Genomic DNA, 13,837 nt, shown 5'->3' on the forward strand with positions numbered 1-13,837 from the left:
ATTCCCCCACGTTTAGTTACCCATTCCCCCACGTTTAGTTACCCTCCTAATTACACCCTTAACTACACAGTTGTAGTTATACCCACATTGTTATAATCTGTGGGTATAAAAATATTTCAATCGAGTCTATGTCAAAAGAATTAGTTGTAAAAACCAATCGGTTAAACCAAGCTTTTCAAACTCTATCTTTATCAGAGTTTCATATTGTTCAATTAGCCATTGTTGATGCTAGACATACGGGTACTGGACTAAGTACAGATACTCCTTTACGAATAGATGCTTTGAGATATGCTGAAGTTTTTGGGACAACAAGGCAAAATGCTTATCAGAGAATGAAAGAAGCAGAGGATTCCTTATTTAACAGAAGATTTAGCTTCTTTGATGAAGATGGGAAATTAGTCAAAAGTAGATGGATTCAGCAAGTAAAATATCTAGATGATGAAGGAGCTATTGAACTTGTTTTCACTTTAGCTGTTGTACAAGGCATAAGTAAAATTGATGGTATTAAAGACTTTTTTACTCAATATTTACTAAGCCAAACAGCCCAGCTTAACAGTACATATTCAGCAAGATTATACGAGTTATTAATTCAATGGAGAGCTATTGGAAAAACGCCAGTATTTGAATTAGCAACTTTTAGAGAACAACTTGGAATTGGTGTTAATGAATACAAGCGTATGGATCACTTTAAAACTAGAGTTCTTGACTTAGCCATTTCTGAAATTAGCGAAAAAACAGATATAGAGGCAACCTACCAACAGCATAAAAAAGGCCGTTCAATATCTGGTTTTTCTTTTTCTTTTAAACAAAAAAAATCTAAAACTAAATCATTAGAAAATCAGACAATATCTGGGAATCTAGATCTTTTTTCAAAAAAAATGACTGACTCTCAACGCCACTTATTTTCCAATAAGCTATCTGAACTTCCTGAAATGAGTAAATACTCTCAAGGAACTGAAAGCTATCCTCAATTCGCAGTAAGAATTGCTGAAATGCTTAAAGATTCTGAGAAGTTAAAAGAGTTTGCTCCAATGCTTGAAAAGGTTGGCTATCGTTAAATCATTGATGTAACGTTACATCACTAAATATTGTCTACTGACATACAGACTTTTACTTGGGTTACATGATGAAAGCACTATCTGTTATTGAATTAGCTCAACTCTATGGAATGAATCGTCAAAGTATCTATAAACGTATAAATAAAGGAGATTTATCAAAAAATAGTGATGGAAAAATAGATTTTTCAGAAGCTCTACGTGTATTTGGTGAACCATCCCACAATAATAAGGATGTAACCACGTTACAGTCTACTTCGGTACAAAAAGAGACAGAAGTAGACATGCTTAAGCAACAAGTAGACATACTAAAAAAACAGCTAGAACTTGCACACGAACGAGAAGTTTTTCAACGAGAACAACTAGAAGCAAAAGACAATCAAATAGAAGCAATACAACGACTGTTAGAAGCTCCAAAAACCAATATGACTACGTTTACCGATCAGAAACCTAGCCAAGATATAGCAACGGATCCTCGGTCAGAACCTGAGCCGAAACATGACGGATTGACTACTCCGGAACAAACAGAAAATAAGCGGATTCCGGTGCCGGATCACGTTGAACCGGAGCAGCCGAAAAGAGGCTTTTGGAGCCGTTTTTTTAGACCCTATGATTAACCACGATTGTTTAACTAATATGAATAAAGTCGTGAAATATTGATCAAATAATAGGCGTGGAACGTGAAAAATCATAAAAAAAAAGCCCACCTTGGGGAGGTTGGGCAAAAAAGAAACTACGGCATTGATTTATAAAGATAATTATAACGCATTTCGTATAAGGTGTATTATGTTAATTTTAGAAGAACTATAAAGTGTCTACAAATTAGTGGCTATTCAATTCGGTATAAAAAAACCCGCATTCTAGCGAGTAGATTCTGATATTTCATTCAGACTATAGATTTTATAAAAACTATATTTCTAGATGATTTTGAATATTTTTCCACTTAAGGTACTTTGAAAAAGCATTTCAAAACTAGGTCGAATATCTTCACCATCAACGGTGATATGTTTTATATTCGAATGAGATTGCGTATTGGCAAACTGATGATCCACTGTTGCTTGAATCATGTGTTTAACCCCAAACTGATCTTTCACGCTGAGACTCTGTTTAAACATATATAGCCTTTTAATAAAATTATAGTGAAAAAATAAACCTAAATTATTGATGTTTATTAATTTTAAATCTAAGCAACTTTATGGTTTAATTTAAATAGCTGATTTAGAGAAGTATAAAATGTACGGCCATCTAAATTTAAATCCACTTCGATTCCGGATTCCAGCAGAACTCTTTTACCGACTTCAATTTCTTTAAAACCTTGACGTGTATTTTGCATTTTATGAAGGGGAATTAATGAAACAATAATTTCAGTACCATTTTTAGATTTTGCAATTAAATCATTTATTTTTAACAACTTATATCCTATTTCTTCGAGATTTTTCAATTTATAAAACAAATTTTAAAGTATAAAAAAAGCACTTATGAGTGCTTTTTATTACTGTCTATTATTACTTAGATAGCAACAATATTTACAGCATTCGGTCCTTTTTGACCTTGAGCCACACTAAATTCAACCATTTGGCCTTCCATTAAGGTTTTGAAGCCTGAACTCGCGATTTCGCTGAAATGAGCAAAAACGTCTGGACCTGATTCTTGTTGAATGAAACCAAAACCTTTAGTTTCGTTAAACCACTTAACAGTACCTTTAACAACATTTGAGTTTGACATAATATATCCTACTAATTTTTAATAATTTTTAGTCAATTTATTGACTGGGTATAACTTTGAAAATAATAAAGAACGACTTAAAATCTGAAAAAACGAAGGATTATGACTAAAACTGCGATACTTAAAGAAGATTTACCGGAACAAGACTTTTTTCTAGTTAAATTAACTATACACTAAAAATATTATAAATCAAGTTTTTTTATATATATATTTAATAATTTTATAAAAAGATAAAAATAACTCATTTATAAAAATTTATTTTCAATGAAATCATTTTTATATCGTAAGTATAACAATATAAAGTTAACATGGGTTTCTAGTAAGATTGATAAGTAATGAATGCGTTTATATAGCTCTGTGATAACAATATTGATGTTTTTAATTTCTGGAATGATGATTTTTTCCTATATGCAAGGCATGTATAAACCTCCAAATTTGAACACTTCATTTACTACTAAATAATAATATTTAACATAATGGCTGTTATACGAAATTAGTAGTTTTTACGCGGAATTCCTAACGTATTCATCTTTTGTCTTATATCTTTATTTTTACCAATAGGTAAAATATATTCATAACCTACATCGAAAAGTAGGTAATTAAGAAAAAATTACAGCGTTTTATAAGCCTTATAGTAACGGGAGAGACTATAGGGCTTTTTATTTATCTTAATATTCATATATCTATGATGAAGCCATGATACTCTGCGATATAAAAAACCGGCTTGAGAATAGACCGGTCTTTTATGATATTTGCTAAAATACTCTTTTGAAATATAAAAAACTAAGCGTGTATAGCACTGGGTCTAGGTGTTTTTTGGGCTTAGTTATTAGCGTTATTTAAATAAGTATAAGTCAATTTTTACCTAAGGGATTTGCTTTTCAACTATTTCCAATTTCTTTAATGCTTGCCCTTTTTTATGATCATTATTAATCTTTACAACCAGAGCTAAAATAAAAACCATCACTATAAAAACAAGGAAAATCAAATGCTTTTTCATCATTAATTCCGTCTTTTGATCTTTAAGAATGCCTTGCTCCTTTGTAAATAGATATGACATAAGGGAAGCACTGATACAAGCCTTTTTAAATGACTTTAGCAACTCGATAAACAGTTGCAACTCCACAATTCACTGCTTTGGCAATTTCTTCCTTAGTCATATTGCCAGCTGCTAGCAATTCTTTTATTCGTTTGTGCTTAGCCTCATTGGCTTTCTTACCTGTTGGCTTGTAACCCGAACGTTCCAGGCCCTGCTTAATACGTTCTATACGTTTCTCATTGTCTAGGCGGGCCATTGTTGCCAGGAGATCAATCAACATATTGTTGATGAGTTCCAAGATTGAATGAGTAATGCTGTCACTGGTTTGAATCATTTGGTAGGTAGTAGGAAGATCTGCCACAATTAATCGAAGCCCTTTCTCCTGAATCCTGCGCTTCAGCTCTTGAAAATCCTGTTGGGTTAGGCGTGATAATCGGTCAATACTTTCAACCAACAAGGTGTCACCTTGATTTGCTTCTGACAGTAGCTTATTCAATTCAGGTCGGTCTAACTTCGTACCACTATAGTTTTCCACGTACACAATGGTTTTACCCAAATTCAAGTTTTGGTTTAGATCCTGAAGAATTTGCAAAGCCCTTTCTGCATCTTGATCTTTAGTTGAAGCTCGTAGATAAATACGTGTATTCATTTCTATCATTTAATCTTAATTCTGTTAGATTAATGATAATACTATCATTTAATTATTGCACCAAGTCTAATGATAGAGATTGTATGCGATTTGGCTCGCTATCATTCAGCTATACTCTTTTGATAGAAAAAGCATGACTGAAAGCCATGCTTTGGGAGTTCGTATAATACGTATCATATTAATTTTGGAAAAATTAGATATTGATTGGGAGTGACTAAAGCTGTAGAGTTTCTTTTTAAGTGAGTCCCCAAAATGAAATTCCAATTTATATTTGAAAACTTTAAAGCTTTACCAAATGGAACAGATGCTTTCAAGCAGTTAAAAATTTTATGTGAGCAAGAAATTGGCAACAATAATAATTTAGATAATTCGGCCTTATTTCTTATTTATGGGTTTGCGAAGAACTACGTCTTATTGTACGAAGATCAAGAAGTTACTCCTGAATTTGCAAAAAAAGCAAAAAGCCAATTAATTGATTATATGTCTGAACTTAATATTGCTCTAATCAGTCAAGATTCTAATCTTATATTAGAAACTCTTAATAATATTTCAAAAAAATATTTTAAAAGTTCAAGAATATTTTAAATCTTAATAATCAATGAACAAGCTATCATTACAGGGGTTTTTGATTCCCCTTTTTGTCTCATTCTTTATGAGTGGCATTAACGCTATTCTAGGAGCTTTAAATGAAGATAAATTTTTATTATCAATTGTTTTTTCACAATGGATGATTAATTGGATTATTGCTTATCCATGTCTTTTGTTTCTTGTTCCTTTCTCAAAAAAGATCGTTTTAAAGCTTTTTTATCCTCAGTTGAAATAATGAATGTTATATGAAACGAGGACAATAGACCGTCGTTTTTCACTTTGCATAAGATATTCTACGTTAAGTAGCGGCTAAAAATGCCCTTGATCAAGGGCATTTCGTATAACGTGTATTATGTTAATTTTAGGAAATCTTAAGCTTTAGCCAACATAATCTTCAGTTGATATTACTTGAGCATATGCAAATTCAAAAGCGGCCATTAATGTTGCATGGACATGACCAGCAGGTACTTTAACGCCATTAAATTCCAAGTCAGCTCTGGCCCTAGAATCATTTTTTAACTTTTCATAACGAAGAATAAAAATAACTCAATGTTTACTTTAGGTTTTATACGCTTTTTCTTTTCAGGAGATAATGCTAGGATCAAAATTGGCTAACATTAAATAATCATAATGAAGAATCTTCAAATAGTTATAGCACAAGCTCTACATTCATATGAATTTGAACATATGGAGCAATCAATAAGTAAATCCATTAGCGACACTATATTGGAAATATTGGTCAATGATGGGCCTTTTGAAAAAATTGATTGTTATCTGTATTCAAAAAAAGATTCTAAAAAAATTCTAAAAAGCTCTATACACTATGTAATTGCTGTCTTAGAAAGGGCGAAGTATAGAGTACAGAAAGCTCAGCAAGATAATCTGAGTCCTTTGTATATCTGCTTATACGTGATTAAGAAAATTGAGGGCTTTATCGAATACTTAAATACTAAATTTTAACTGTGAAAGCCTCCATTTAACATAATGGCGATTATACGAAGTACACTTGTATATTAATATAAATATCAGATACTTATTCAAAGCATAAAAATCTAAAAACCATAAAAAAGCCGATTTTGAAACAAGTCGGCTTTTTATTGAACAGATTTGTCACTTTCGGCCAATAATTTTGACTAAAAATTACGCTTCTCAACTTGAGTGATACAATTTTGTGATACATTATTGTATATACAAATTTGAATGTTTTTTATGGAACTGTATTTCGAATGGGATGAGGCTAAGAACCAAAAGAATCAGAAAAAACATGATGTTTCTTTTGAAACGGCAAGCCTCATTTTTGAAGATCCGTTAAGGATCTCAATCCAGGACAGACATACCGATGGTGAAGAACGTTGGCAAACCATTGGAAGAGTAAAAGGCGTACTAATGCTGTTAGTAGCTCACACCATCTTTGATGAAGATGACTGTGAAATCATACGAATCATTAGTGCAAGACAGGTAACCAAGGCGGAGCGAAATCAATATGAGCATGGTTAGATATACACGCAAAGAGCTGAATGAAAATTTCAGCGACAAGCAAGATGCTGAAATTGAACACTTGCTTACTAAAGGGACAGTTCCTGATGATCAGCTAGATCTATCAGATATTCCTGAAATTACAGACTGGAGCAATGCTGTACGCCATAATCAGTTCTATCGCCCAGTGAAGCAACAGACTTCCATTCGTTTAGATGCCGATGTACTTGCATGGTTTAAAGCCCAAGGTAAAGGCTATCAAACACGAATGAATGAAATTCTACGTGATGCGATGATCAAAGAACTAAAGGGAAAATATAGTGATTAATAGCTATTGGAAAAGATTTCTATATCTTGAGAAAAAATTAATAGAATTAAGTAATTATATTGATCTTGATGAAAGAAATTTTAAAACTTTTTCTTTAGAAATAATGTCTCTATATTTATCAACATGCTCTGAAATAGAGGCAATTTATAAAGAGATATCTAATAAAAAAGGGAAAAATTATAATTTTCGAGAATTTCGTCAAGATTTTTCATCTCTAAAAAATAATCAATTTTTAATAGCAAAAGTTTCATTAAAATATAACTCTTTAGAATTAACGCCATTTATAGATATAAATCAAAAAAAAGAAGAGTGTGATGATTTTGTCCCTATCAAATGGTGGCAAGACCATAACTCAATAAAACATGATAGAGATATGAATTTTCAATATGCTACTTTAGAAAATTTCATTGATATACGCTGAATTATCAGGAGACTTTCCCTTGGGAGATTTTAGGCAGCCAACTTATAAAAGTCTTCGGCCATTTGATTTGGTGTCTTAAAACCCAAACCCTTTTGAATTCTTCGATGATTATAAAATAACTCAATGTATTTTATAATATCTGCTTTGGCTTCTTCTCTGGTTTGATAGTTGTAATGATGCACTAACTCATTTTTCAGTATTCCCCAAAAGCTTTCAATCGGTGCATTATCGTAACAGTCTCCGCGCTTGCTCATTGAACCTTGAAAACCATATTGCTCAAGTATATTTCGATATTCATGGCTGCAATATTGACTTCCTCTGTCTGAATGCACAATCAGTTCTTTGGTTGGTTTTTGATTGTGAATAGCCATATTTAGCGCATTACAAACAAGCTGTGTTGTCATGCGCTCATTTAAGCTATAGCCAACCACTTGCTTCGTGTAAAGGTCTTTTACCGCTGCTAAGTACAGCCATCCTTCAACAGTCCATATGTACGTAATATCACTTGACCATGCTTGATTTGGTCTAGTCATTGAGAATTGTTGCTCCAGCAGGTTTTCATAGATCGCTCGATTATGGTCACTATTCGTAGTCCTTTTAAAACGCTTGTGTCGCTTACAATACAGGTGGTTCAGCGCTTTTATCTGACGTACAGCGTACATACTCATTTTTATGCCCTGAGCTTGTAAGTATTTGGTTAATCGAATATAACCATAGCTCTGCCTTGTCTCCTCATGGGCTATTTTCACCAATATCGTCTGTTGATTTCGTTGAATCGTTCTTTTGCTCACGCCTCTCTTGAGCCAATCATAAAAACATGAAACTGAAACATGAAGTAATCGAGCCATTAAGGTAATTGGAAATGAATATCTTTTTTGTTTCATATAGGCGTACCTTACTGACTTTCTTTGGCAAAGTACGCTGCTGCCTTTTTTAAAAATTCACGTTCCATTTCAGCTATTTTGAGCTGTTGTTTGAGTTTTTTATTTTCTTCGAGTAGAGCGTTTAGATCAGGTGAATACTGTTTTGTACCTGCTAAAGTTCCAGCCTTTGCTTTGGTATTCCAATTTGAAAGAGTTTGCATTGAAATGCTAAGTTGTCTAGCTGTTTCCGAGACATTGCCTTGATTGGCTTCAATTAATTTGATGGCTTCAGCTTTAAATTCTGTGGTGTAAGTCTTGTATTTCTTGCTCATGGTAAACTCCTGATGAGTGTGTTTAGTTTACCAAGTTAAAACCTCCTGTTTTTTCAGCACACATCACATTACAGCTTTAAGCGCTTTGTATTTATTAAATCTCTACTTTCATTTTGAAAAAAATGAATTATCTAATATTTCACCTATCCCAGAATTATTCGAAAAAGATAACTTCTTTGTTGATATGAGACTAGGTGGTAGAGGCTTTGAATATCATAAATTTTAAAAGGATTCCTATTAAAAATATCTAGTATTTAACATAAAAACTCTTATACGCAATTCAGTTGTAAGCCCAAAGTAGAAATGTCCGATTTCTCCAAAGTAAAAAAGCGCCTGATGGCGCTTTCCTTTAATCATATTTATGGCGTCAGAATAACTTTACGACAGTCTTCTTCTTTTTTATCAAAAATACGGTAACCTTCCGCAGCATCTTCCAGTTTCATGCGATGGGTAATAATCAGATCTGGAGACAGATCTCCATTTTCAATATGTTCTAGCAACTGCGGCAAGTAATTATGCACATGAGTTTGTCCCATTTTAAAGGTTAAACCTTTGTCAAAGGCATCACCAAACAGGAAGCCGTGAATTGGACCGGCATAAATTCCAGGTACACTCACCACACCGCCGCGGCGGACCGCTGCAATACATTGTCTTAACGCTGAACCACTCGAACCTTCTAATTTCAGGTTAGTCATTACGGTTTCCAGCATGCTGCCTTTGGCTTCAAAACCGACCGCATCAATGACGGCATCGACTCCACGATAACCCGTGGTATTTTGAATGATAAATTCAGCGGCATCGACTTCATCAAAATTGACCGGAATCACCCCATAGGTTTGATGTGCGAAACTCAGACGATAAGGATGGTGATCGACCATAAAAATCTGCTCGGCACCGAGCATCCGCGCACAGGCAGCAGCCAGCAGACCGACTGGGCCAGCACCATAAATCGCCACACTGGAACCTCGACCAACTTGGGCATTGTTCACTGCTTGCCAGGCGGTTGGTAGAATATCGGTCAGGAATAATACTTTTTCATCAGGCAGGGAGCCTGGCACTTTAAATGGTCCGACATTGCCCTTGGGGATCCGCACATATTCAGCCTGACCACCTGGTATACCACCATATAGATGGCTAAAGCCAAATAAAGCTGCCCCTGGTGGAATCTGTTTTTTATTGAGAATTGCACCACGGCCGGTATTGGTATTTTCACAGGCAGCCATTAGTTCATGTTCACAGAAAAAACAGTGACCACATGCAATCACGAAAGGAATAATGACCCGGTCGCCTTTTTTGACTTCTGTGACTTCAGGGCCGACTTCTTCTACAATTCCCATAAATTCATGGCCGAAAATATCGCCATCTTCAGTGGCCGGAATTTTACCCCGGTATAGGTGCAGATCTGAGCCACAGATGGCAGTCGCTGTCACCCTTAAAATGACGTCATCTGGTTCCTGAATCACTGGATCTGGAACGGATTCAACTCGTACATCCCGAGCACCATGATAGGTAAGAGCACGCATGCGGATTTCCTCTCTCTAGTTCAACATTAAACAGACTCGTATCAAGGCTGCCAAAAATAAAAAACACTTTTATTAGAGCCTTATGCGCCAAGAAACCGCTGTAAATTAATGTATGAAATAAGACATCCGAGTGTTTAAAAAATAAACTTATATAGGGTTTACGTAATTCGTGACCTTATGTGTCGAATGAATAGAAAAGAACAGAATTAAAGAAACACCTAGATTGTTAGAACCCATTTCTAGCTATCTTATAGGCCTAATGCAGTAGTTTCCGCTGCCATATCTTCGCTTAAGTACTATATGTATATACCCAGTTGTAGAAGGTTTAAGAGGATCCAATAATCTAATTTTAGAAGGTCCGGGATTGTAACGAGCTACTGCTTTCGGATCTTCAACTTTTAAACGCTCTACTTCTTCATGGATAACATCACGGGCCACATATTTTAAAACGCTATAAGCCTCTCTTTTATTCAGAAATTTGAAAGAGAAACTTCCATTTTCCTTTACTCCTAAACGGAAGTGCTTATCTAAAAACTTAGCTAAATCATGAGCAGAACCTAAAAAAGGTTTCGGCATAACAGTCCCCTAAAATTAATTTTTATATTATTCAGTATAAGAACAGAAAATCTTCCTTAATAACACTCAATTGCACCTTTTATTTAAATAAGATATTGATTGATAAGATCATTATAGTTTTCTTCACGCACATTTTCCTTACCAAACTCACGTCCTGTTTCTTCAAAAAGATGCCTTAAAATCAAGAATTGGATGAAATCTTCGGCATAATTTTCTTGTCTAGACAAATACGATAACGTCAACGGCTGATAATATTCAGTCTTCCTCAAATTCGATTGTCCTTTCTTGTAGTGATAGCCGACAGCTTGCGTGAACAGCCGCCCGATCTGATGACGATTACCTTTAAACACGGTGTAATGCCGCAAGTCAGCATTTAATTGCTGCCATTTCCCGATACCTACTGATTTATTAGGGTTAGAAATCAAATCATTAATGATTTCTTTGTACTTTTTCTCGATTAAATGAACGGTTGGTTCGTCATACCGCCAGGTCCAAGTGTAGTTTTTTGCACTCTTGTCATGGTTTGAAGCATATTTTTTTGAATTTTTAGACGAATGTGAAAGGCGAACCAGCTCAACATACTTACCACTACCAAAATCGAGTTTTAAATAGGGTTTTTGCAGCACAAACTTGAACTTTTCCTGATCTAGAAAGTAGTCCTGGATGACGCTTATTTCTTGTTGTTCATTCTCACGATTCCAAACAACATTTTCAGCCTCAACTACTCGTTGTCCAGATAGACGTGGTTTCAAGTTTATTTGGCTGAGCTGCGTGTTAAATTTATGAGTATTAGGCGTAGTAATAAGAAGCCAAAAATCAAAAATCGTACTGTTTACACGTTTTTGCACAATGAGATCGGCAATAGGCTCTTTTTTAGTGTTCAGTCGGTATGATCTCTGCCTTGGAGTTAGGTCTAAGTGGTATTTATCGGTTAATTTCTTAATCAGCTTATCTATTTTAGGGAAAAAAAGGTTGTTATCCCCATCAACAGAAAAATGAGAATAAAAATAAGCGCCATGTCCGACCTTATCTACGATTTTCTGAGCTGTATAACGACTCATTGGGCTGTAATGAATCATTTTATTGTCACCAAGTAATATTTATGAAATTGTCATCAAACAATATTATAAAAAGTCGATTGTAATCAAGCAATATTTATAAAAGGTTAAGATCTTATTTCATAAGATTTTCATAAAAATTTAGTGGCGAAGCCACTTTTGCCAATGCCGAAGGCATTGGCCGGACTTAATTGACACAATTTGTCATTATGCAATTAAGTGGTTCCTAGGTGACGATATTTACACCTGTTTTTACCTGCTATATGATGGAATTATTCATTGACTGAAGCAGTCTGACCAACTGCCTGACCATTTCGTTTTTACGATTTTGAGCAGGCGTCAGCCTGCTTAAAGCCATGTTTTTTTAGATAGCGCACGTTCCTCTACTAGCCATTTTGGGATGACCGATTGAGCGTACTACCTCTGAAGGGGGGTTCGGTACGATCTGATGGGCGCTGGAGTTTACTCTTTCGATCCAATCCAAGCTGTGATTTTTCTTTATGACTTTTCACGGGGTTGGGCGACAAGGACACGGGAGCCTATAAGCAATCGAAAGATTGTGAAATGGTCGTTAGGTTAGATATAGCCTAGCTAGATGGTTGTTTACATCGAAAACCCTGTTCTAGCAATTACCGTGAGAACCTGACAGGACGTTAAGGTTCGTTAATAACGGTTATGTATTGCGGCTCATGCACGTTGGAAACAACGGATAGGCGCAGTTCATAGGCACAACTGTAGGCGTTTGAGGTAACAGCGATGTTATCGGCTGCGGAGAGGAAACTTGGAAGCAGCGGCACCACTGAGTGAGATAGTCTCAAGCAAGGTGGGTCAACGGATAGCTCAAGCAGTATACATCGGGATGCATGAAATAATTCCATAATTGCCCGAGATACGTGTAGATCAAGAGCCATACGCTCAGATTTTTTCTGATTTGCCATATCCCCATTTTTTTAAGGAACCGCGTTGGGGGGAAACTGGAAGTGCAGGTCAGGAGAGAGAGCATTGGCGGTCTGGTCGTTAAGATTGCTAGAAATAACTTGGGAATCTCTTAGCTGCTGCTGTCATGGCACTGGTAGGTTAAGAGAGGGAGAGACGATGAGTAGGGCGTATAAGGCATATAACTTGTTATATGTTGAAGTCGTGGCAAATATTGCTAAAACAATAGGCGAACTCAATTGCGACTGGCAGTCGTAATTGGTAAAGGGAGTCTAAACTCTATGTGATGTTTACGTGGAGCCGTTTCCGAAAGTTTGAGTCGGTTTTATGTTGTTATCTAAAAAAGCGAAAAACTCGTTAAAGATGGTTTGGTCGCCATCGTTGTTTTGCTTGGGTTAGGATTGGTCTCCTGACTTATGCAAGACTAAACAACAGTCTAATGAAAGAATGTGATGTGATATTTAGCCACTTTTAGAGTGCAACAGTCTTGTTAATCACCGCTCTGTTCAATAGTGCCAGGTGCTATTTCTCTGGATAGTTTTAAAGTTTAGAAAAACTGATGTTAGCAGACATTCCAATCTGTGAGTTTTTACTCTTTTTTAGTAAAGAAAGGGCGTACTGTGATGATTCTTAGGCTCTGCCGACCTAAGTTATTCGATAAACAGCGTGGTAGTTACGTCAGTGCACTATAGCCCCCTCGGTTTTCTTCGGCAAAGAAAGCGAAACGAGGTGGGTGTCTTTAATTTCTAAAATGCGATATTTTGCGATTTTAGGAGCTTTCTAACTTAGGACATAGAATCTATGCTTAAACGTAGTAAATGAGCTAAAACCCCCATTTTTTGCGTTTAAAAGCCATTCTCAGAACGAGTGTCTACGAGTGAACATTGAAAAGTTGCGCCTAGACTTCCTGAAAAACAGTTTTTTTATTATATAAATTTCCAAAAACAGAAAATTACGTCTCCAAAGTAGACTCCAGATCGAGCGTAGCGAGCAAAAAAGGCTTATGAGCGAAGCGAATTCCGAGTTGCTTTTGCTTTTTCTAAAAGTCACGAAAATATTATTCAAAAATTGCCCCGACGAATCGAGCGAGAGCGAGATTCAATAGAGTTTGAGCGTAGCGAAAACCAAGGGCAATTTTTCATTCCCTGTGTTTTTAATTATTTTAAGGTTTTTAAATGTTTTTAACTTATTTTTAATTATTAAATTTCAATAACTAATCTTTGTATTCCCCCACGTTTAGTTACCCATTCCCCCACGTTTAGTTACCC

The 13,837-nt window shown here is 35.4% G+C and carries 17 protein-coding genes; 8 read left to right on the top strand and 9 right to left on the bottom strand.

From position 1 onward, the window contains the following. Positions 1-128 precede the first annotated feature (128 nt). Positions 129-1,058 (top strand): replication initiation protein RepM, encoded by a 930-nt coding sequence (gene repM, locus F897_RS15370; RefSeq protein ID WP_005237331.1) that lies wholly within the window; start codon positions 129-131, stop codon positions 1,056-1,058. 68 nt (positions 1,059-1,126) lie between these two features. Then, complete coding sequence (locus tag F897_RS15375; RefSeq protein ID WP_171054282.1) at positions 1,127-1,672, top strand: plasmid replication DNA-binding protein; 546 nt, start codon at positions 1,127-1,129, stop codon at positions 1,670-1,672. A 300-nt stretch (positions 1,673-1,972) separates the two neighbouring features. Here the strand turns inward: F897_RS15375 and F897_RS15380 are convergent, their stop codons facing one another. From F897_RS15380 to F897_RS15400, 5 genes are all read right to left on the bottom strand, one after another. Then, on the bottom strand, positions 1,973-2,170 hold the full coding sequence (locus F897_RS15380; protein WP_005237334.1) for a hypothetical protein: 198 nt from the start codon (positions 2,168-2,170) through the stop codon (positions 1,973-1,975). Between the two features lie 68 nt (positions 2,171-2,238). Further along, a complete protein-coding gene (locus F897_RS15385; RefSeq protein WP_005237339.1) occupies positions 2,239-2,466 on the bottom strand; it encodes a hypothetical protein in 228 nt (75 codons plus the stop codon). Between the two features lie 98 nt (positions 2,467-2,564). Continuing rightward, a complete protein-coding gene (locus F897_RS15390) occupies positions 2,565-2,780 on the bottom strand; it encodes a cold-shock protein (RefSeq protein ID WP_005237341.1) in 216 nt (71 codons plus the stop codon). Positions 2,781-3,645: 865 nt separating this feature from the next. Then, positions 3,646-3,906 carry a hypothetical protein gene (locus F897_RS15395; protein WP_157759226.1) on the bottom strand — a complete coding sequence of 87 codons (261 nt, stop codon included), beginning with the start codon at positions 3,904-3,906 and terminating at the stop codon, positions 3,646-3,648. Continuing rightward, positions 3,866-4,477: a recombinase family protein gene (locus F897_RS15400; protein WP_005237345.1), complete on the bottom strand. Its 612-nt coding sequence runs from the start codon at positions 4,475-4,477 to the stop codon at positions 3,866-3,868. The genes F897_RS15395 and F897_RS15400 overlap by 41 nt, the downstream gene beginning before the upstream one ends. Before the next feature lie 243 nt (positions 4,478-4,720). On the opposite strand from F897_RS15400, the gene F897_RS15405 reads away from it, so the two are divergent. The 6 genes from F897_RS15405 to F897_RS15430 all read left to right on the top strand — a co-directional run bounded on the left by F897_RS15405 (position 4,721) and on the right by F897_RS15430 (position 7,281). Continuing rightward, positions 4,721-5,053 (top strand): hypothetical protein, encoded by a 333-nt coding sequence (locus tag F897_RS15405; protein ID WP_004282109.1) that lies wholly within the window; start codon positions 4,721-4,723, stop codon positions 5,051-5,053. 13 nt (positions 5,054-5,066) lie between these two features. Further along, positions 5,067-5,291, top strand: a complete 225-nt coding sequence (locus F897_RS15410; protein ID WP_004733276.1) for a DUF2798 domain-containing protein — start codon at positions 5,067-5,069, stop codon at positions 5,289-5,291. A 395-nt stretch (positions 5,292-5,686) separates the two neighbouring features. Further along, entirely contained in the window at positions 5,687-6,016 is a 330-nt protein-coding gene (locus F897_RS18125; protein ID WP_005237346.1) for a hypothetical protein, read from the top strand. Positions 6,017-6,265: 249 nt separating this feature from the next. Further along, positions 6,266-6,553 carry a BrnT family toxin gene (locus F897_RS15420; RefSeq protein WP_005237348.1) on the top strand — a complete coding sequence of 96 codons (288 nt, stop codon included), beginning with the start codon at positions 6,266-6,268 and terminating at the stop codon, positions 6,551-6,553. Continuing rightward, complete coding sequence (locus F897_RS15425) at positions 6,540-6,860, top strand: BrnA antitoxin family protein (RefSeq protein ID WP_005237350.1); 321 nt, start codon at positions 6,540-6,542, stop codon at positions 6,858-6,860. Before F897_RS15420 ends, F897_RS15425 begins: the two co-directional genes overlap by 14 nt. Next, the gene (locus F897_RS15430; protein WP_005237352.1) at positions 6,853-7,281 is read left to right on the top strand and encodes a hypothetical protein; all 429 of its coding nucleotides are present in this window, start codon (positions 6,853-6,855) and stop codon (positions 7,279-7,281) included. Before F897_RS15425 ends, F897_RS15430 begins: the two co-directional genes overlap by 8 nt. 29 nt (positions 7,282-7,310) lie before the next feature. Here the strand turns inward: F897_RS15430 and F897_RS15435 are convergent. The 4 genes from F897_RS15435 to F897_RS15455 form a co-directional block, all read right to left on the bottom strand. Then, positions 7,311-8,476, bottom strand: a protein-coding gene (locus F897_RS15435; RefSeq protein ID WP_087748731.1) for an IS3-like element ISAba22 family transposase whose coding sequence is annotated in 2 segments (ribosomal slippage) — positions 7,311-8,218 and positions 8,218-8,476 — 1,167 coding nt in all. Because the reading frame shifts where the segments join, the coding sequence is not laid out codon by codon here. A gap of 359 nt (positions 8,477-8,835) precedes the next feature. Continuing rightward, entirely contained in the window at positions 8,836-9,999 is a 1,164-nt protein-coding gene (locus F897_RS15445) for a zinc-dependent alcohol dehydrogenase (protein WP_005237355.1), read from the bottom strand. A gap of 243 nt (positions 10,000-10,242) precedes the next feature. After that, positions 10,243-10,575: a hypothetical protein gene (locus tag F897_RS15450; protein WP_005237357.1), complete on the bottom strand. Its 333-nt coding sequence runs from the start codon at positions 10,573-10,575 to the stop codon at positions 10,243-10,245. 83 nt (positions 10,576-10,658) lie between these two features. Then, complete coding sequence (locus F897_RS15455; RefSeq protein ID WP_005237359.1) at positions 10,659-11,654, bottom strand: hypothetical protein; 996 nt, start codon at positions 11,652-11,654, stop codon at positions 10,659-10,661. Between the last annotated feature and the right edge of the window lie 2,183 nt (positions 11,655-13,837).

The organism is Acinetobacter variabilis, from assembly GCF_000369625.1.
In the GTDB taxonomy this organism is placed as follows: domain Bacteria; phylum Pseudomonadota; class Gammaproteobacteria; order Pseudomonadales; family Moraxellaceae; genus Acinetobacter; species Acinetobacter variabilis.

Bases quoted from the DNA above. Each gene is read 5' to 3' on its own strand.
- repM (WP_005237331.1), top strand. From the start codon at position 129: ATGTCAAAAGAATTAGTTGTAAAAACCAATCGGTTAAACCAAGCTTTT.
- F897_RS15375 (WP_171054282.1), top strand. From the start codon at position 1,127: ATGAAAGCACTATCTGTTATTGAATTAGCTCAACTCTATGGAATGAAT.
- F897_RS15380 (WP_005237334.1), bottom strand. From the start codon at position 2,170: ATGTTTAAACAGAGTCTCAGCGTGAAAGATCAGTTTGGGGTTAAACAC.
- F897_RS15390 (WP_005237341.1), bottom strand. From the start codon at position 2,780: ATGTCAAACTCAAATGTTGTTAAAGGTACTGTTAAGTGGTTTAACGAA.
- F897_RS15400 (WP_005237345.1), bottom strand. From the start codon at position 4,477: ATGATAGAAATGAATACACGTATTTATCTACGAGCTTCAACTAAAGAT.
- F897_RS15405 (WP_004282109.1), top strand. From the start codon at position 4,721: ATGAAATTCCAATTTATATTTGAAAACTTTAAAGCTTTACCAAATGGA.
- F897_RS15410 (WP_004733276.1), top strand. From the start codon at position 5,067: ATGAACAAGCTATCATTACAGGGGTTTTTGATTCCCCTTTTTGTCTCA.
- F897_RS18125 (WP_005237346.1), top strand. From the start codon at position 5,687: ATGAAGAATCTTCAAATAGTTATAGCACAAGCTCTACATTCATATGAA.
- F897_RS15420 (WP_005237348.1), top strand. From the start codon at position 6,266: ATGGAACTGTATTTCGAATGGGATGAGGCTAAGAACCAAAAGAATCAG.
- F897_RS15425 (WP_005237350.1), top strand. From the start codon at position 6,540: ATGAGCATGGTTAGATATACACGCAAAGAGCTGAATGAAAATTTCAGC.
- F897_RS15445 (WP_005237355.1), bottom strand. From the start codon at position 9,999: ATGCGTGCTCTTACCTATCATGGTGCTCGGGATGTACGAGTTGAATCC.
- F897_RS15450 (WP_005237357.1), bottom strand. From the start codon at position 10,575: ATGCCGAAACCTTTTTTAGGTTCTGCTCATGATTTAGCTAAGTTTTTA.
- F897_RS15455 (WP_005237359.1), bottom strand. From the start codon at position 11,654: ATGATTCATTACAGCCCAATGAGTCGTTATACAGCTCAGAAAATCGTA.